At 73.1% G+C, this 16,406-nt stretch carries 19 protein-coding genes; 6 read left to right on the top strand and 13 right to left on the bottom strand.

Annotated features, from left to right (window positions below):
* Positions 1-21: 21 nt before the first annotated feature.
* Positions 22-294 (bottom strand): hypothetical protein, encoded by a 273-nt coding sequence (locus tag AB0M83_RS29705; protein ID WP_284743808.1) that lies wholly within the window; start codon positions 292-294, stop codon positions 22-24.
* Between the two features lie 93 nt (positions 295-387).
* Between AB0M83_RS29705 and AB0M83_RS29700 the strand changes: the two genes are divergently transcribed.
* Positions 388-1,113: a methyltransferase domain-containing protein gene (locus AB0M83_RS29700; RefSeq protein ID WP_364521697.1), complete on the top strand. Its 726-nt coding sequence runs from the start codon at positions 388-390 to the stop codon at positions 1,111-1,113.
* Here AB0M83_RS29700 and dapA read toward each other — a convergent pair.
* Positions 1,098-1,985: a 4-hydroxy-tetrahydrodipicolinate synthase gene (dapA, locus tag AB0M83_RS29695; protein WP_364521696.1), complete on the bottom strand. Its 888-nt coding sequence runs from the start codon at positions 1,983-1,985 to the stop codon at positions 1,098-1,100. The two genes, AB0M83_RS29700 and dapA, sit on opposite strands and share 16 nt — an antisense overlap.
* Positions 1,986-2,057: 72 nt before the next feature.
* Between dapA and AB0M83_RS29690 the strand changes: the two genes are divergently transcribed.
* On the top strand, positions 2,058-2,942 hold the full coding sequence (locus tag AB0M83_RS29690) for a LysR family transcriptional regulator (protein WP_364521695.1): 885 nt from the start codon (positions 2,058-2,060) through the stop codon (positions 2,940-2,942).
* Between the two features lie 77 nt (positions 2,943-3,019).
* A complete protein-coding gene (locus AB0M83_RS29685) occupies positions 3,020-3,382 on the top strand; it encodes a VOC family protein (RefSeq protein ID WP_364521694.1) in 363 nt (120 codons plus the stop codon).
* Between the two features lie 52 nt (positions 3,383-3,434).
* Here the strand turns inward: AB0M83_RS29685 and infA are convergent, their stop codons facing one another.
* The 6 genes from infA to AB0M83_RS29655 all read right to left on the bottom strand — a co-directional run bounded on the left by infA (position 3,435) and on the right by AB0M83_RS29655 (position 9,873).
* Entirely contained in the window at positions 3,435-3,656 is a 222-nt protein-coding gene (infA, locus tag AB0M83_RS29680; RefSeq protein ID WP_364521693.1) for a translation initiation factor IF-1, read from the bottom strand.
* The gene (locus tag AB0M83_RS29675) at positions 3,646-4,431 is read right to left on the bottom strand and encodes a GNAT family N-acetyltransferase (RefSeq protein WP_364521692.1); all 786 of its coding nucleotides are present in this window, start codon (positions 4,429-4,431) and stop codon (positions 3,646-3,648) included. Before AB0M83_RS29675 ends, infA begins: the two co-directional genes overlap by 11 nt.
* 170 nt (positions 4,432-4,601) lie before the next feature.
* Positions 4,602-5,210 (bottom strand): TMEM175 family protein, encoded by a 609-nt coding sequence (locus AB0M83_RS29670; protein ID WP_364521691.1) that lies wholly within the window; start codon positions 5,208-5,210, stop codon positions 4,602-4,604.
* A gap of 23 nt (positions 5,211-5,233) precedes the next feature.
* Entirely contained in the window at positions 5,234-6,733 is a 1,500-nt protein-coding gene (locus tag AB0M83_RS29665; RefSeq protein WP_364521690.1) for a phosphodiester glycosidase family protein, read from the bottom strand.
* A gap of 58 nt (positions 6,734-6,791) precedes the next feature.
* Positions 6,792-8,774: an amino acid transporter gene (locus AB0M83_RS29660; protein ID WP_364521689.1), complete on the bottom strand. Its 1,983-nt coding sequence runs from the start codon at positions 8,772-8,774 to the stop codon at positions 6,792-6,794.
* Positions 8,775-9,075: 301 nt separating this feature from the next.
* Positions 9,076-9,873 carry a MerR family transcriptional regulator gene (locus AB0M83_RS29655; protein WP_364521688.1) on the bottom strand — a complete coding sequence of 266 codons (798 nt, stop codon included), beginning with the start codon at positions 9,871-9,873 and terminating at the stop codon, positions 9,076-9,078.
* A 108-nt stretch (positions 9,874-9,981) separates the two neighbouring features.
* On the opposite strand from AB0M83_RS29655, the gene AB0M83_RS29650 reads away from it, so the two are divergent.
* Positions 9,982-10,371, top strand: a complete 390-nt coding sequence (locus AB0M83_RS29650; protein ID WP_364521687.1) for an STAS domain-containing protein — start codon at positions 9,982-9,984, stop codon at positions 10,369-10,371.
* A gap of 45 nt (positions 10,372-10,416) precedes the next feature.
* Here the strand turns inward: AB0M83_RS29650 and AB0M83_RS29645 are convergent, their stop codons facing one another.
* The 3 genes from AB0M83_RS29645 to AB0M83_RS29635 all read right to left on the bottom strand — a co-directional run bounded on the left by AB0M83_RS29645 (position 10,417) and on the right by AB0M83_RS29635 (position 12,123).
* Positions 10,417-10,854, bottom strand: a complete 438-nt coding sequence (locus AB0M83_RS29645) for an Hsp20/alpha crystallin family protein (protein WP_364521686.1) — start codon at positions 10,852-10,854, stop codon at positions 10,417-10,419.
* Between the two features lie 98 nt (positions 10,855-10,952).
* Positions 10,953-11,744: a GAF and ANTAR domain-containing protein gene (locus AB0M83_RS29640; RefSeq protein WP_364521685.1), complete on the bottom strand. Its 792-nt coding sequence runs from the start codon at positions 11,742-11,744 to the stop codon at positions 10,953-10,955.
* Positions 11,734-12,123 carry an STAS domain-containing protein gene (locus tag AB0M83_RS29635; protein WP_364521684.1) on the bottom strand — a complete coding sequence of 130 codons (390 nt, stop codon included), beginning with the start codon at positions 12,121-12,123 and terminating at the stop codon, positions 11,734-11,736. Before AB0M83_RS29635 ends, AB0M83_RS29640 begins: the two co-directional genes overlap by 11 nt.
* 166 nt (positions 12,124-12,289) lie before the next feature.
* Here AB0M83_RS29635 and AB0M83_RS29630 point away from each other — a divergent pair, with 166 nt between their 5' ends.
* Positions 12,290-13,060, top strand: a complete 771-nt coding sequence (locus AB0M83_RS29630; RefSeq protein WP_364521683.1) for a methyltransferase — start codon at positions 12,290-12,292, stop codon at positions 13,058-13,060.
* Here the strand turns inward: AB0M83_RS29630 and AB0M83_RS29625 are convergent.
* Positions 13,036-13,623: a TetR family transcriptional regulator gene (locus AB0M83_RS29625; protein ID WP_364521682.1), complete on the bottom strand. Its 588-nt coding sequence runs from the start codon at positions 13,621-13,623 to the stop codon at positions 13,036-13,038. The two genes, AB0M83_RS29630 and AB0M83_RS29625, sit on opposite strands and share 25 nt — an antisense overlap.
* Positions 13,624-13,732: 109 nt before the next feature.
* Here AB0M83_RS29625 and AB0M83_RS29620 point away from each other — a divergent pair, with 109 nt between their 5' ends.
* A complete protein-coding gene (locus AB0M83_RS29620; RefSeq protein ID WP_364521681.1) occupies positions 13,733-14,626 on the top strand; it encodes an SDR family oxidoreductase in 894 nt (297 codons plus the stop codon).
* 108 nt (positions 14,627-14,734) lie between these two features.
* On the opposite strand, the gene AB0M83_RS29615 is transcribed toward AB0M83_RS29620, so the two are convergent.
* Positions 14,735-16,402, bottom strand: a complete 1,668-nt coding sequence (locus AB0M83_RS29615; RefSeq protein WP_364521680.1) for an alpha/beta fold hydrolase — start codon at positions 16,400-16,402, stop codon at positions 14,735-14,737.
* Between the last annotated feature and the right edge of the window lie 4 nt (positions 16,403-16,406).

Raw genomic sequence — 16,406 nt, 5'->3', positions numbered from 1 at the left:
AGGGGGCTGAGTCGGGCTGTTTCAGCCGTAGACGATGCGACGCAGCTGGCGCTCGGACAGGTCGGGCGCGGCGACGAGCCGGCCCCGGAGCTCGGCGGCGATCAGCGGGAAGATCTCGGGGTTCTTCCGGCCCTCGGCCTGCAGCTCGGCGTGCCTGCGGCGGACGTACTGCTCGGTGGGTGTCCGGTAGAAGGCGAGGACGTCGTCGACGACGCGGGCGGCGACGCCCGGCGGCAGGCCGGTGGACGCGGCGACGCGCTCGACGATGTCGGTGTCTTCCACGCCGGTCATCATGCACTGCGCCGGAGTGAAACCCAAATTCTTGCCCGAAATCGGGCAAGTTCAAATCGTTGGACAGTTTCAGGGGTTACGTCGAAGGTGGTTGGCGTGCGCCAGGAAGACATTTGGGACGTCGAGACCGCCGAACGTTACGACACGCCGGGCCGCGGCGTGTTCGCGCCCGAGGTCGTGGAGCCGGTCGTGGACCGCCTCGTCGCGCTGGCCGGCGGCGGGCGCGTGCTGGAGTTCGCCATCGGGACCGGCCGCATCGCCGTCCCGCTGGCCGCGCGCGGAGTGTCCGTCACCGGCATCGAGCTGTCGGAGCCGATGCTGGGGCAGCTGCGGAAGAAGGCCGACCTCCCGGTGGTCGTCGGCGACATGGCGACGGCCACGGCCCCGGGGCGCTTTGCGCTGGTCTACCTGGTCTTCAACACGATCGGGAACCTGCTGACCCAGGACGAGCAGATCGAGTGCTTCCGCAACGCGGCCCGCCACCTCGACCCCGGCGGCCGGTTCGTGATCGAGCTGGGCGTCCCGGAACTGCGGCGGCTCCCGCCGGGGCAGGACGCGCTGGTCTTCACCGCCGAGCAGGGGTACGTCGCGGTCGATACGTACGACACGGTGCGCCAGCACCTGGTGTCGCACCACTTCAGGTTCGGCTCGGGCCGCGAGGCACGGCTGGGCCGGTGCCCGCAGCGCTACATCTGGCCGGCCGAGCTGGACCTGATGGGCCGGCTGGCCGGGTTCGAGCTGGAGTCCCGGCACGCGGACTGGACCGGCGGCGAATTCACGACGGAGTCCTCGTCACACGTGTCGGTCTACCGCCGGTCGTGAGGGTTCAGGGCGGTTCTGGCCGCCTGAACACTCACGACGGCCGGGGCGGACTCGACCAGCGGGAGGCGGACCGTCGCGTGCGGGATGACCCCGAGTTCGACGAGTGCCGCCTTCGCCGCCGTCGTCCCGGGGCCGGTCCGCATGATGGTCTCCACCAGCGGAATGACCGACTGGTTGAGCGTCCGCGCCGCCTCGAGGTCGCCGCGGCGGACGGCGGCGATGAGGGCGGCCGTGCGGTCGGCCGCCACGTTGGCCACGACGCTCACCACGCCCGCCGCGCCGCACGCGAGGTACGGCAGGTTCAGCTCGTCGATGCCGCAGTAGTACGCCAATGACGTGCGGGTCATCACCGTCATCGCCTCGAACAGGTCGCCCTTGGCGTCCTTGACCGCCCGGATCCGGGGGTGGGCGGCGAGCTCGGCCAGGGTCTCCGGCGTCATCGCGATGCCGGCCCGCGCGGGGACGTCGTAGAGCATCACCGGCAGCCCGGTCGCGTCGGCCACCGCCAGGCAGTGGGCCACCACCCCGGCCTGCGTGGGCCGGGAGTAGTAGGGGCAGACGAGCAGCAGCCCGTCCGCGCCGGCGGCTTCGGCTTCGCGGGCCCGGCGGACGCTCGCGGCCGTGTCGTAGGTACCGATGCCCGCGATCACCCGGGCCCCGCCCCCGGTCCGCGCGACCACGCTCCGGACGAGCCCGGCGGCTTCGGACTCGGTCAAGGTCGGCGACTCGCCGGTGGTCCCGCCGACGACGAGGCCGTCGCAGCCGGTGGCCAGCAGGTGGTCGACGAGGTTCGCGAGGCCGGGTTCGCTGAGCGTCCCGCCGGGCTGCATGGGGGTCACCATCGCGGCGAGGTTGGTGCCGAAGTCGGTCATGGCTCGACCTTGCCCGGCGCGACTGGTGTGGTCCAGCGATGCTTTCTTGCCGGTATTGCGTAATCTGGCTTGATGATCGAGCTGGGCGCGCTCCGGGCGCTGCGGTCGGTGGCGGCGCTCGGGACGCTGGCGCGGGCGGCCGACGAGCTGGGGTTCACGGCGTCCGCGGTGTCGCAGCAGCTCAAACGGCTGGAGCGGCAGGTCGGCGTGCCGGTGCTCGCGCCGGCGGGGCGCGGGGTCGTGCTGACGCCGGCCGGGCAGGCTATCGTCGACTCGGCGCCGGAGGTGTTCCAGGCGCTGGAGCGGTGCGCCGAAGCGGCCCAGTCGGTCTCGGAGGGCGCGCCGCGCGGGACGCTGCGCGTGGTGGCGTTCTCGACCGCGATCCGCGGCCTGCTCGCGCCGGTGCTGCGCGGACTGTCGGTGCGCTGTCCCGAACTGCGCGTCGAGATCACCGAGCAGGACCCCGGCGAAGCACTGCACAGCGTCGACGCCGGGACGGCCGACCTCGCCCTCGTCCACGACGCCGACGGGCTGCCCGCCGCCCAGCCGCCGTCGCTGACGCAGCGGCTGGTGCACACCGACGTCGGCGACGTGGTGATGAGCCGGTCGCACCCGCTCGCGTCGGTCACCGGACCGCTCGGCGCCGAGGTCTTCGGCCACGCGTGGGTGACCAGCCCGCCGGGAACGGTGTGCCACCAGTGGTTCCGGCGCCTGTTCGCGGACGCGCCGGCGGAGCCGGACGTCCGTCACCTGGTCGACGACTTCGCGACGCAGCTGGCGTTGGTGGCCGCCGGCGGGGTGCTGGCGCTGATCCCGCGCCTGGCCCGGCCGCCGCTGGGGGAGGACCTGGTGGCGCGTCCCTTGCGGCGTCAGCCGAAGCGAGAGGTCCACGCGGCGTGGCGGCGGAGTGCGGACGCGAGCCCGGCGATCCGGGCGGTGCTGGCGGAGCTCGGCTAAACTGGCCGGCGAGCGGGTGCAGCGTCGGAACGCCCGCTCGGCACTCCCTTTGGCGCACTGAGCCGAAGGAGTGCGCCTTGATCACGTTCGCCGGGATGAGCCTGCCCGTCACCGACTTGGGCCGTTCGGTCCCCTTCTACGAATCCCTCGGATTCACCACCGAGATCCGCAACGGCCGGTTCGTGTTGCTGCGGCTGGACTCCGCCACGCTCGGCCTGCTGGAACTCGGCGCCGTCGTCGAGCGGGAAGCCGATCGGCTGCGCCAGTTCGTCCAGGTCGAGCTGCTGGCCGACGACCTCGACGAGCTGTACGCGGACTTCGTCGCCCGCGGGGTGCCGGTCGCCGGCCCGCCGCGCGATCGCGGCTTCGAGCGGCAGCTGCAGCTGCGGGACCCGGACGGCTTCACGGTCGAGTTCGCGGACCGGAGCCCCCGCGGCTGAGCCGGCTCGAGCGCGGTCCGGGCACCCGCGGGTTCCCGGACCGCGCCCCGGCCTAGTTCCGGTAGCGGAACAGGATCCGGCCCCGGCTCAGGTCGTACGGGCTCAGCTCCACCAGCACCCGGTCGAACGGCAGGATCTTGATGTAGTTCTTCCGGATCTTCCCGCTGATGTGCGCGAGGACCTGGTGCCCGTTCGGCAGCTCCACCTTGAACGTGGCGTTGCGCAGGCACTCCAGCACGGTGCCCTCGACTTCGATGCCGCCCTTATCCGCCATGGCGCACCAGCTCCAGGTTGCTGCCCGCCCGCCGGGCGCCGACGCTCTCGAACAGCGCCGTCGCCGCCGGGTTGGCCTCGTTCACTTCCGCCGACGCCCGGGGGATTCCCGCGTCGTGCAGGGCGCCCAGCACCTCGGCCAGCAGCGCCCGGGCGATGCCGCGGCGCCGGTGGTCCGCGCGGACCGCGATCAGGCCGATCCGGGGCAGCCGGGTCACCTGGACCACCCGGACCAGCCCGACGTACTCGCCCGCTTCGGCCGCGGCCGCGTACAACGCCGGGTCCACCACCGTGTCCCCGGGTGGGTGTGGCAGCACCTCGGCCGGCATTTCCTGCCAGCCGACCGTCGCCTCGACTTCGGCGCGGACCACGCGGTCCAGCGCGCGCAGCGGTCCCTCGGAAGCCGAGCCGCGGGGCACGATCGTCACGCCCGGCGGCGGGAGCACCCGGCCGGCGCCGCCGGTGGGCACGACGTACTCCCACTCGCGACGCCGGGTCGTGAAGCCGGCTCGTTCCCAGCCGGCCGCCAGTTCGACGTCGGCCTCGTCGACGATCGTGTGGAGCGGGGACGGGAGCTCCGCCAGCATCGCGTCGGCGAGCCGGTCGAAGACCGAGCGGTGCCAGGCGTCGATGCTGACGAAGATCCGCCCGTCGGGCCGGGTCGAAGCCTCGCCGCGGCCGACCACCCGGTCGTCCTCCAGCGCGTGCCAGTGCCGCTGCGCGACGCGCGTGATCACCACCGCGGGCTCGCCCGAGGTGAAATGCTTGAGTTGCAAAGGTTCGTACCTTTCGGGAGTGCCTGAAGCGCTCCCGGCGACCCCTACGTCAGTCGCCCGACCGTGACGACGAGGGGAGCACCCACATCGAAACAGCGTTCATGGGGCTCACCTCCCGGCGTCGAGTCACGGTCACCGGCACGATAGCGCGCCGCCGCCGTCCCGCCCACTCATTTACCGGTGCGGCCCAGCGCCCGGCGGACGACCGCCGACGGGAACGCCAGCAACAGCAGCACGAAGTAGCCGATATCAGGCTTGACGAACCCCACCACGACCGCGAGCGCGAACACCGCCGAGCTGACCACGAAGTTCCAGAGCATCTCGTCCGGCACCGGCTCGGCTCCTCCGCGCACCTGCGGGTCACGGCGGACGATGAGCACCAGCGCCGTGTGGCACAGGCTGCTGGCCAGCAGCGTCCCCAGGTAGAACAGCACGGTGAAGCGCTCGGACCGGTACGCGCCGATCAGCTCGGTGGGGAAGGGCAGCAGGGCGATCGTCAGCAGCCAGCAGAAGTTGACGCGCACGAGCGCGGTGCTGTAGGCGCGCACGTGCTCGAAGATGCGGTGGTGAACGGACCAGAAGCGGCCGATCACGACGAAGCTGAGCAGGAAGCTGACGATCTTCGACCAGTTGCCGGTGACGGCCTCCACCGCTGACCCGTGTTCCGCGACGAGCTCCGGCACGAGGTCCGTCAGCGGCAGGACCAGCAACGTCAGCGCGATCGCGACCACGGCGTCGGTGAAGAACACCAGCCGCTCGGATGATCTCTTCTGCTCCACGCGGTCATCCAACCACCAGGTGATCAGCCCCGTGGCAGCACCAGCAGCGCGTCGCCGACCGGGCGTTCGCCCGTCGCGTCCGAGGGCGAGCTCACGAGTTTGCCCTCGATCGCCATCGCCGTCGAGCCGCCGCCGTCGAGGTTGATCGCGGTCACCGCGCCCAGCCGCGCCATCAGCCGCGCGCCCTCGATCAGGGAAAGACCTTCGGCGAACCCCGGCTGACGGCCGTCGGCGGTGACGATCAGCAGCCGGCCCTCGCGGTCGAGGCCGACCATCGTGCGCGGGTTGCGCTTGACGCCCCAGCCGTACACGAACGACGGGTCGCCCGGGTGCACGATGCCGTCCGCCGCCGCGTCGACCGCGATCCGCCCGCCGCGGACCAGCCACGGGCCGCCGTTGACGACGCCGGTGGGGTGGATCGGCCGGCCGGCTTCGAAGATCCTCGATCCGACCGGCAGCTTCGCGCCCGGCCGCGCGTGGTCGCCCAGCCACGCCGCCGCGGCGCCGATGCCCTGCACGGTGTGCCCGCCGGCGGGCACGTCGCCGCCCGCGGGGCGCACCGCCGTGACGACGTCGTGGGAGTCCAGTACGGCTTCGACGCCGTCGCCGGCCGGGGTGGGCGTGCCGAGCTGCGGCGTGAAGAGCACGAGCTCGTCGGGATGGGTACAGGTCGTGTCGTGCAGCGGCCGGTCCGTCGGGACGCCGCCGGGCTCGCCGCAGTTGCGGATGAGACCGGGCTTGCGGTTGACGCCGTTGACGGCGTGCCCGCCGACGGTGAGCGCGGTCCGCGGGACGCCGATCGAGGGACGGTCCCCGAGCAGCAGCGCGGGCCGCCCGGCGGTGGCTTCGCTCTGCAGGAGCCCTTGGTAGACGCCGATGCCGGCGGGTTCGCCGGGGATGCCGTCGCGCGGGTCGATGACGAAGAAGCCGCCGTTGGTCCCGACGAGCGCCCCCGCGGCGGCCGACAGCGCCGACGTCGTGCGCCGCCCCGCCACCGACTCGCCGTGGGACGCGACGACGTCGCCGCGGAACCGCCGCGGGTCGACCGTGGCGACGCGGACGCGCTGCGGGCCCTGCGCTTCGGGTCCGTCCTGGCCGGTCCATTCGACGGCGTTGGTGAAGCCGCTCGCCGTCATGGCGCTCGCGGTGGCGGCGGCCTGCGCGCGGTCGGTGAAGGAACCGACCCGCACCCGCCAGCCGAGGGCGCCGCGCGGAGTGTCGGCGAAGGCGGGCCAGTCGACCCGCTCGGCCCGGGCCGCGAAACCCTTGCCCCGCAAGGAGGTCACGAGCGAGCCGGCGTGCTCACGGCTGCCGAGCGCGGTCGGCGGCGCGTCCGGATCGGGGCTCGACCCGCCGGGTACGAGCGCGGTGACGGTCCAGGTGTTGTGCCCGGTGCCCTCGCCGGTGACGGTGGTGGAGACGGCCAACCCGGGCGCGAGAAGCCCACCTGCGGAAGCGGGTGAGCCGAGCGCCAGGGTGAGCGCGGCGGACAGGGCCAGGGCGAGCGGCGCCGGAGTCTTCACGCGAAGCAACGTACCCAGCCGGGGTGGCCGGCGCACGGGTTCGGAATGAACTCCCGGCTCAGCCGCCCACGTGGATGCCCGGCCGGCGGGCCGGGTCCTTCTCCGCGGTGCGGATGATCTCGCGGACCACCGGGGCCGTGTCGCCGCGGCCCAGGATCAGGTAGCGGAACAGGTGCCCGAGCGGATTGCCTTCGGACCACTCGAAGTGGCACTGCGGCCGGACGCCCGTCACGTCGCGCAACGCCAGCAGGATCGCCGCGATCGCGTTCGGCGCCGCGGGGCTGTCCGCGCGGAGGATCCGGTACCCGTCGATGTCCACGCCGCGCACCTTGAGCACGTTGGCGAACTCCGACGGGTCGACCACGTCGATCTCGAGGAAGAGGACGTCGGCCGCGCCGGGGACCGGGTTCATCGAGCGCTGTTCGGCTTCCTTGGCCGAGTACTCGGCTTCGTCGCCGCCCTGGCGCTTGTTCGCGATGATGTGCAGCTTGCCGTCGTGCGCCAGCGAATCGGTGATGAACCGGCGCGCTTCCTCGTCGAACTCGATGCGCTCGGCGCGCAGCTCCGTCGTCCGCGAAACCCGCGAAATGAGGGAGACGACGATGATCCCGAGGATGAACAGGGCCGAAATGGCGATGCCGTCCGGCTTTTCGATGACGTTCTCGACGAGTGCGTACAGCAGCACCAGCGTCAGGACGCCGAACCCGATCGCCGCGCCGCGCTGCCGCCGCCGGATCGCCGAGATGCTCACCGCGACGGCGCCCGAGACCATCATCGCGAGAATCCCGGTCGCGTAGGCCCCGGCCTGCGCGTTGACGTCGGCGCCGAACGCGACCGTGATCAGGACGCTGATCACCGTGTAGACGATCACCACTGGCCGCACCGCGCGGCCCCACTCCGGCGCCATCCCGTAGGACGGCAGGTACCGCGGCACGATGTTGATCAGCCCGGCCATCGCCGACGCGCCGGCGAACCACAGGATCAGGACGCTGCTGATGTCGTAGGCGGTGCCGAAGATCTCGCCCAGCTCGTGGTGGGCGAGGTAGGCCATGGCCCGGCCGTTGGCCTCGCCGCCTTCCTTGAACGCGTCCGCCGGGATCAGCACCGTCGTGATGAAGCTCGTCGCGATCAGGAACACGGACATGATCAGCGCGGCGACGGTCAGCAGCTTGCGCGTGTTGCGGACCCGCGACTCCATCCGCTCTTCGGCGGTCTTCCCCTTCGCGGCGACGAGCGGCATCATGCTGACCCCGGTCTCGAAGCCCGAAAGGCCCAGCACCAGCAGCGGGAACGCGACCACGGCCGGCCCGATGACGCCGGTGAACCCGCCGCCGCCCGCGGTCAGCGCGTCGGTCCAGCGGGAGAGGGCCGCGGAGTCGCCGAGGAGGTCCACCACGCCGACGACCGTGACCACGGCGTTGAGCACCAGGAAGACCGCGACGAGCGGGATGGCGACGCCGACCGCTTCGCTGAAGCCCAGCAGGAACACCCCGCCGAGGATCAGCAGCAGCACGACGGTGATGAGCACGGCGTGGCCGTGCAGGAAGCCCGGCAGGTACGGGTTCTCCAGCATGTGGACGGTGGCGTCCGCCGAGGACAGCGTGATCGTGATGATCCACGACGTCGCGACGAACCCCAGCAGGGTGAGGACGAAGAGCTTCCCGCGCCAGAACGGCAGCAGGTCCTCCAGCATCGCCACCGAGCCTTGGCCGTGCGGGCTTTCGCGGGCGACGCGGCGGTACATCGGCAGCATGCCGAGCAGGGTCAGCGCGACGATCAGCAGCGTCGCCAGCGGCGAGAGCGCCCCGGCGGCGAGCGCGGCGATCCCGGGCAGGTAGGAGAGGGTGGAGAAGTAGTCGACGCCGGTCAGGCACATGACCTTCCACCAGGCCTGCGGCGTGCCGTGGTCCTCGCCGCCCTGCCGCCCGACGGGCGCGACCCGGTGCTCCAGCAGCCAGCGCGCCACCCCGGAGGCCGGCGGCTTCGGCGGCACCGGGCTGTCGACGCTCGCCGGCACGGTCACCTCGGGTGAAACACCCATTGTCGTCCCCTCGTCCCTGGACACAGCGGGTCTCAGGATGCCGGACGCCGCTGGGAGGTGGCGGCGCAGGTGGTCGGTCGCGGGCGGGGCCGGCGAGCTGATCGGACAAAAGGGACCCGGACTGTCGCCCGGCGAGACTCCCGGCCGCGCCGATGCAGTGAATGACTCATTCCTGGCGTCCGACGCAGTGAATGACTCATTCCTGTCATCACGACCAACGCCCAGCACCGGCGTGGCGAGCCTGCTTGCGGAGTCGGCGACCCGCCGGACAAAGGAATCCGGGCCGCCGGCTCGATCCTCCTCAGTCCGCGCCGGTCAGCAGTGCGACCGCCTCGCCGAGCGAGGCCGGGCGGGCGGCACGCGGTGTCCGGCGGGGCCACCCTGGTCCGGCGAGGACCAGCCGGGGTACGCGCAGCCGGCGCGGGGGCGCCGCCGGGCGGCTGCTCCACAGCACGACCGCCGCCGGGTGCGTGCGGGCGATGGCGTCGCGCAGCGCCGTGTCCGGCATGGACCCGCCCAGGAACAGGGCCGCGCGGCTGTGTTCGGCCAGCGCGGCGCGCAGCGCTTCCAGGGGCAGGGTGTGCCGGTCACCGTCGGCGCACGCCAGCAGTACCGGCGGGCCCGCGCTGCCCGGCGCCGGGATGCGGTGCAGGGCCGCGGCGATCGCCCACGAAAGCCCGTGCACCAGGTCGATGCAGCGGTCGCCGTCCAGGGCGCCCAGCGCGGGCCGGCAGAGGTGCTCCCACGTGCCGACGACGTCGTGGTCGACGAGGTGCGCCTCCAGGAGCGCGGTCGCCGTGTCGATCTTCAGGTCGCGGATCGCCCTCAGCAGTGTCGCGACATCCGTGCCGCCGCCGGGGTGGAACGCGCGCGCCGCCGCGGTTTCCGTGCCGAGCCCCTGCTCGATCAGGTGCTTCATGCGGAGCAGGGCGTCGACGTCGGCCCGTCCGTAGCGGCGGTGGCTGCCGGTCTGCGGCGCCGACAGCGGGAGGCCGTAGCGGCGGTGCCATGCGCGCAGCGTCGACGGCGGCAGCCCGAGCATCCGGGCGACCGCTCCCGCCGTCCAGGTGGCGGCGGGAGCGGTGACCGGCTGGTTCATTCCCCCATGATGGACCCGCGCGACACGCGCCGCTCGGCTCTTGAGCCGCAAATCGATGACAAAACGATGCGGGGCCTTTAAGGTCGGGCACCAGCGGAAGGAGACACGGTGACCGGCGAGCTGACGGTGCGGGTGCGCGCGGTGCCCGAAGCGGTCGTCGTCGCGGCCGCCGGCGACCTGGACCTGGGGACGGCGCCGGTGCTGCGCGCGCGGGCGCGGGCGGTGCTGGCCGACCGGCCGGAGGCGCTCATCGTCGACCTGGACGACGTCGGTTTCTGCGGCTCCGCGGGCCTGCAGGTGCTGGCGGAGCTCGCCGCGCAGACGGCCGACGGCGGCGTACCGCTCGCGGTGGTCGCGGGCCGCTACCCGGTGGTGCGCGTGGTGCGCCTCAGCCGGCTGGACGAAGCCCTCGCCCTGCACGCCTCGATGGACGACGCCCGCGCGTGGATCCGGCGGCAGCCGGACGCTGAGCCGCCGCGACCCGCCACGGCGGACTGAAGGGCGAAAATGGGCGGGCCGGGGCCGGCCCGCCCACCGAACGCCTCAGGCCTTGATCTGCTTCCGGTCGGACTCGTCGCCGGCGATTTCGATGCGGCGCGGCTTGGCCTTCTCGGCGACCGGGATGCGCAGGGTCAGCACGCCGGCCTCGTAGTCGGCCACGATGTGGTCGGCGTCGAGGGTGTCGCCGAGGAACAGCTGGCGGGAGAACACGCCGAGCGGGCGTTCGGAGACCTGCATCTGGACGTCGTCACCGCCGGGGAGGGGCCGTCGTTCGGCCTTGACGGTCAGGACGTTGCGCTCGACGTCGAGCTCGATGGCGTCCTTGGGGACGCCGGGCAGGTCGAAGCAGACGACGAACTCGTTGCCGGCGCGGTAGGCGTCCATCGGCATCGCGGCCGGCTTGGACCAGGTGCCGGGGGTGCCGAAGACCTGCTGGGCGAAGCGGTCCAGCTCGCGGAACGGGTCGGTGCGCATCAACATCGTTCTCCTCCTGTTCGCGTTCGGGGTCGTCAACACGCACTACGTTTGTAGCATGTCGTCGAAACGATGACAAGAGGTAAGTCGTCGATGTGATGACGTCAGTGGGCGGGCAGGTCGATCTCGGCGTGCCGCTCGGCGAGGGTCCTCGCCAGCTCGGACAGCTTGACGTTCAGGTCCTGGGAGGTGCGCCGGAGAACGTCGAACGCCTCGTCCGCCGAGACGCCGCGGCGGGCCATGATGATGCCCTTGGCCTGCCCGATCACGTCCCGGCCCTCGATCGCCCGGCGCAGGTGCGCCGACTGCAGCTCGCCGCGTGTCACGGCGTCGGTCGCGGCGACGGCCAGCGACGCGTGGGTGGCCAGCAGCAGCAACACGTCACGGTCCGCTTCGTCCAGCCCGCCGGCCGCGCGCGAGTAGACGTTGAGCGCGCCGACGGACCGGCCGGTCGGCGCGCCGGGGATGAGCGCGGTGGAGAGGACGGCGCCCACGCCGAGCCCGACGGCGGCCGGCGCCCACTGCGGCCAGCGGGGCTCGTGGGCGAGGTCCGGCGCGATCGCCACGGCCGGCCCGGCCGGCACGGCGGCCTCCACGCACGGCCCTTCCCGGAACCGGTACTGCAGCAGGTCCAGCTCGAGGGCGACCTCGTCGGTCTCCGCGGGCGTGTGGAACTGCCCGTCGGTGCCGATCAGCGTGAAGCTGGCCACGTCGGCGGCGGGCACCATGAGCGTGGTGGCCTCGAGCACACGCTCCAGGACGTCTTCGACGGTGGGGGCGGCGAGCAGCCGGCTCGTCAGCCGGGCGAACTCCCCGGCCAGCGGACCGGCGGCGGGCCGGTCTTCGCCGGCGACGAACGTCTCCTTGGCGCGCTGCCACTCCTGCTCATCGGACATGGTGTTCCTCCGCCTCGGCGAGCGTGCGGTACAGCGGCAGCTCGGCTTCGAGCCCCAGTGCCTCGACCGGACGCAGCACCGCGCGTCCGCCGGCGACGACGGCCACCGGGATCCCCGCCGCGCGGGCCGCGGCCACCGCGTCCAGCACCACGCCCAGCCCCCGCGCCGAGCAGAACGCGAGGTGCGTCAAGTCGATGACCAGCGCGCGCGGCGCGAGGTAGAGCTCTTCTCCGAGCAAGTCCGCGAGGCGGCCGGTCACCGACAGGTCGAGCTCGCCCGTGACCGCCACGACCGTGCGGTCGGCCGTCGTCGTGATCGCGATCCGAGGCGGCGCTTCCAGCAGCAAGGTGACGCCCGGGCGGATGATCGTGTCGTGCATGCGTCCTCACCTCGGTGAGGCGGGCGAGCCCGCCGTCCCGGCCGGCGCGCGGCGCGCTCGGCGGATGGGTGCCAGGGGGCGGCTGCTCTGCTCAACCGCAGCGAGGCCGACAGTACTCCGCGCGCCACCCCGGAGTCACCAGGGCCGCGGCGGTACCTTGACCCGGGTGGGTGACGACACGTGGTCCGCGCTGGCCGGTCAGTTCGCCGATGACGCCTACGCGTCGGTGAAGGGGCGGGTGCGCACCTACGTGCTGCACCGGCAGCTGCTGGAGCACCTCCCGCCGCCCCCGGCCACCGTGCTCGACGTCGGCGGTGGCGCGGGCCACCAGTCCTTCCCGCTGGCGCGGGCCGGTTACGACGTCACCTTGCTGGACTCGTCGCCCGCGATGCTCGGCAAGGCGCGCGAACGGCTGTCGCCCGACATCCAGGACCGCGTGACGCTCGTCGAAGCCGGCGGCGAGCACGCCGAGGAAGCCGTCGGCGGACAGCGCTTCGACGCCGTTCTCTGCCACGGCGTCCTCGGGTACCTCGAGCGGCCGGAGCCGGTGCTCGACCAGCTGTGCCGGTGCGCCGCCGCCGGGGGCGTGGTGTCGATCATGGCGGGCAACGCCCACGCGATGGCGGTGCGCCCGGCGCTGGAACAGCGCTGGGAGGACGCCCTGGCGGCGTTCGACGCCCGCGCCGAGATCGGCGTGCTGGGCGTGCCGACCCGGGCCGATACGGTGGAGGAGCTCGGCGGCCTGCTCCGGGGACGCGGGGTGGAACCCGTGCGGTGGTACGGCGTCTGGCTGTTCGTCGACTGGCTCGGGTTCGGGGGCACCGAGGTGGATCCGGCCGACGCGGAACGCGTGGCGGCCGTCGAGTTCGAAGCCGGCCGGCGAGATCCCTACCGCCGGCTCAGCCGCGTGTTTCACCTCGTGGGGCGCAAGGCCTGACGCGCCGTCGCGGCCAGCGTCAGCAGTTCGTCCAGCACCTCGGCCGCGAGGTCGGCCAGTGACCGTTCTTCGCGCAGCCACCGGGTGAACGCGATCCCGAACACGGTGGCCCCCGACTCCGCCGCGAGGGTGGCCGCGGGTTCGTCGACGCCGCGGGCGCGCAGGGCTTCGGCGACCGTCGAGGCCAAGGTCGTCAGCTTGTGGCGCTCCCGTTCCTGCAACGCGGGGTTCCGGTCGATGACGGACTGCCGGGTGCGGGAGTGCGCGCGGCGCTCGTCCGGGAAGAAGGTCGCCGCCGACCGCAGCGCCGAAGCGACGACCTCGAGCGGTGACGCGTCCGCGCGTGCGGCGGCGATGCCGTCCAGGAACGCCTGAACCAGCAGTTCCTGGCCCTGGAAGAGCACCTCGCGCTTGTCGCTGAAGTGCCGGAAGAAGGTGCGCTCGGTCAGGCCGACGGACTGCGCGATCTCCGCGGCCGTCGTCTGCTCGTAGCCGCGGGTGGCGAACAGTTCGAGCGCGGCCTTCTGCAGCCGCTCAGCGGTCCCCGGTTCCCAGCGCGCCATGGTTCCGAGTCTAGTGATGGCAGCGGCTGACATAAAGGCGTAGGGTGCGTATGTCAGCGACTGACGTCGGTCGCTGACATCGTGCCTCGAAATCGAAGGAGTTCACGCCATGCGCGTTTTCGTCACCGGAGCCTCGGGCTGGATCGGCACGGCCGTCGTCGGCGAGCTGCTCGTCGCGGGCCACGAGGTCACCGGGCTGGCCAGGTCGGCCGCGTCCGCCGCGAAGCTCGAGGCGAAGGGCGTCGAGGTCCGGCGGGGCGACCTCGACGACCTGGACGGCATCCGCGCCGGCGCCGAGGGGGCCGAAGCGGTCATCCACCTGGCGAACAAGCACGACTTCGCCGACCAGGCCGCGTCGAACGCGGCCGAGCGGGCCGCCGTCTCCACGATCGGCGACGCGCTCGCGGGCAGCGGCCGCCCGTTCCTGCTGGCGTCGGGGATCGCCGGCCTGGTGCAGGGCAGGCCGTCCACCGAAGCCGACGCGTCCCCGTTCCACGGCCCGGACTCGCCGCGCGGCGGCGCCGAGAACCTCGCGCTCGAGTACGCCGGCCGCGGCGTGCACCCGGTGAGCCTGCGGTTCTCGCCGACCGTGCACGGCACGGGCGACCACGGGTTCATCGCGCACCTCTCGGCGATCGCCCGCGAGAAGGGCGTGGCCGGCTACCCCGGCGACGGCACGAACCGCTGGGCGGCGGTGCACGTGACGGACGCCGCGCGCATGGTCGTCCTCGGCCTGGAGAAGGCGCCGGCGGGCAGCCGCCTGCACGCGGTCGCCGAGGAAGGCGTGCCGGTGAAGCAGATCGCGGAGGCGATCGGCCGCGCGTTCGACCTGCCGGTGGCGTCGATCCCGGCGGGTGACGTCCCGGCCCACTTCGGCTGGATCGGCGGCTTCTTCGCGATGGACCTGGCGGCGACGAGCACGGCCACGCAGGAGCTGCTGGGGTGGACGCCGACCGGGCGCACGCTGATCGAGGACCTCGACACGGGCGCGTACTCGGGCTAGCGCCGTCCCCCGCCGCAAGCGCCCCAAGGTGGCCTTCGGTGCGTTGAACGCACCCAAGGCGGCCTTCGGTGCGTCGAACGCACCCAAGGCCACCTTGGGGCGCGCCGGCTATCCGCGGTTGACCGCGCTGATCTCGTCCTGGAGCCGTTCCCGGGTGGGGGACAGCGCGTCCCGCGGGGCCGGCTCCTCCGCCGGCCGCCCGGCCGGGTCGCCCGCCGGGCCCGGCACCGGGAAGACCTCCTTCTCCCCGGGCAGCGGGACCCCCGGGCAGATGGTGGCGGCGGGCCGGGCGGCGCCGAGGAAGTAGCCGCTCACCAGACCGTCCACACAGGAATTGCCGCTGACCGCGTACTGGCCGTGGAACGGCGATTCCGCCACCGAAACCATCGGGACCCCGGCTGCCCGCGCCGCCGCCTCGGCCTGTTCGTAGCCGGTCTGCGGGTCGAACTCGCCCTGGACGACCAGCACGTTCTTCGCCGCGTCCGCCGGGAGCCTCGGCAGCGCGTGGCGGGGCGGGTCGGACCAGAAGCCGCACGCCTCGCTGAGCCCGTACGCCCAGCCGAACAGCGGGTACTGCGGCCCCTGGAGGTCGCTGAGCAGCTTGTACCAGGTCGCCGCGCGCGTCGGCTGGTCGCCGCACGCCACGGCCAGGCGGGTGCCGCCCACGTCCGCGTAGTCGGGCTCGGGCGGCGCCACGTCGGCCGCCGTCAGCCGGTCCGCCGGACGGCCGAACACCGAGCGCGCCACGCGGTCGAGGTCCGCCGACGGTGCCGGGGCCTTGCCGTCGAGGGCGGCCAGCCCCTTGGTGAGGATCAGCGCGCCGATCAGCCACTGCCTCTTGCTGCCGTTGCCGACGAAGACGTGGTCGAAGACGTCCGGCGACAAGCCCTGGTCGCGGAAGTAGGCGCGGGCCCGCTCCCAGTTCTTCTTGACTTCGGCGGCGGTCTTGCCCAGCTGGTCCGGGAACCGCCGGGCCAGCCACGGCGCGTAGACGCGGTCGAACTGCCGCTGGTCGATCTTCGGGAACGCCTCGAACGCGGCCTGGAGCCGGCCTTCGAAGTTGACGCTGGAGTCGAGGACCATCCGCCCGGCGTGCCCGGGGAACAGCGACGCGTACTTCGCGCCGAGCCAGGTGCCGTAGGAGTAGCCGAGGTAGTTCAGCTTTTCGTCGCCCAGCAGCGCGCGGATCAGGTCCATGTCGTGCGCGGTCTGCCAGGTGGTGACGAAGGGCGCGAGCGCGTCGCTCTGGCAGGCCTCGGCCAGCGCCCGTGGTACCCGCTGGTGCCGGTCGATGCTGGTGGCCGACCGGTCGCGCGCGTCGAGGTCTTCCTCGGCCGGGAGCCGCCCGGTCGGCACCCGGCAGACGAACCCGTCGTCGTCGCCGCCCTCCTGGCCGGTGCCGCGCGGGTCCATGCCGACGAAGTCGAAGTGCTCGTTCACCGCCGGTTCCAGCCCGGCCAGCGCGCCGGCGAGCGAGGTGCCCTGGCCGCCGGGCCCGCCCGGGTTCACCAGGATCGCGCCCCGCCGCTCGCCGGTCGCGGCGGCGCGGCTGATCGAGACCTTCAGGTCCTTCCCGGCGGCCGGCGCGGACCAGTCCCGCGGGACGGTGATCCGCGCGCACTGGGCGGCCTTTTTCGCCTGGAAAGGGCACGCGCCCCACTCGACCTGCTGGGTCAGGTAGGGCGCGAGCGGATCGGGCGTGGTCGCGGCGGCGGGCGCGACGGCCCCCACCAGGACAGCGACCGCCACCGCCAACCCCGTTCGCGACGTCCGCACCGCA

This window comes from Amycolatopsis sp. NPDC051106, assembly GCF_040682775.1.
Taxonomy (GTDB): domain Bacteria; phylum Actinomycetota; class Actinomycetes; order Mycobacteriales; family Pseudonocardiaceae; genus Amycolatopsis.
This window is presented reverse-complemented; position numbering and strand designations above follow the sequence as displayed.

Coding starts and splice junctions, on each gene's coding strand:
- AB0M83_RS29705 (WP_284743808.1), bottom strand. CDS start 294: ATGATGACCGGCGTGGAAGACACCGACATCGTCGAGCGCGTCGCCGCG.
- dapA (WP_364521696.1), bottom strand. CDS start 1,985: ATGACCGACTTCGGCACCAACCTCGCCGCGATGGTGACCCCCATGCAG.
- AB0M83_RS29690 (WP_364521695.1), top strand. CDS start 2,058: ATGATCGAGCTGGGCGCGCTCCGGGCGCTGCGGTCGGTGGCGGCGCTC.
- infA (WP_364521693.1), bottom strand. CDS start 3,656: ATGGCGGATAAGGGCGGCATCGAAGTCGAGGGCACCGTGCTGGAGTGC.
- AB0M83_RS29660 (WP_364521689.1), bottom strand. CDS start 8,774: ATGGGTGTTTCACCCGAGGTGACCGTGCCGGCGAGCGTCGACAGCCCG.
- AB0M83_RS29655 (WP_364521688.1), bottom strand. CDS start 9,873: ATGAACCAGCCGGTCACCGCTCCCGCCGCCACCTGGACGGCGGGAGCG.
- AB0M83_RS29645 (WP_364521686.1), bottom strand. CDS start 10,854: ATGTTGATGCGCACCGACCCGTTCCGCGAGCTGGACCGCTTCGCCCAG.
- AB0M83_RS29640 (WP_364521685.1), bottom strand. CDS start 11,744: ATGTCCGATGAGCAGGAGTGGCAGCGCGCCAAGGAGACGTTCGTCGCC.
- AB0M83_RS29635 (WP_364521684.1), bottom strand. CDS start 12,123: ATGCACGACACGATCATCCGCCCGGGCGTCACCTTGCTGCTGGAAGCG.
- AB0M83_RS29625 (WP_364521682.1), bottom strand. CDS start 13,623: ATGGCGCGCTGGGAACCGGGGACCGCTGAGCGGCTGCAGAAGGCCGCG.
- AB0M83_RS29620 (WP_364521681.1), top strand. CDS start 13,733: ATGCGCGTTTTCGTCACCGGAGCCTCGGGCTGGATCGGCACGGCCGTC.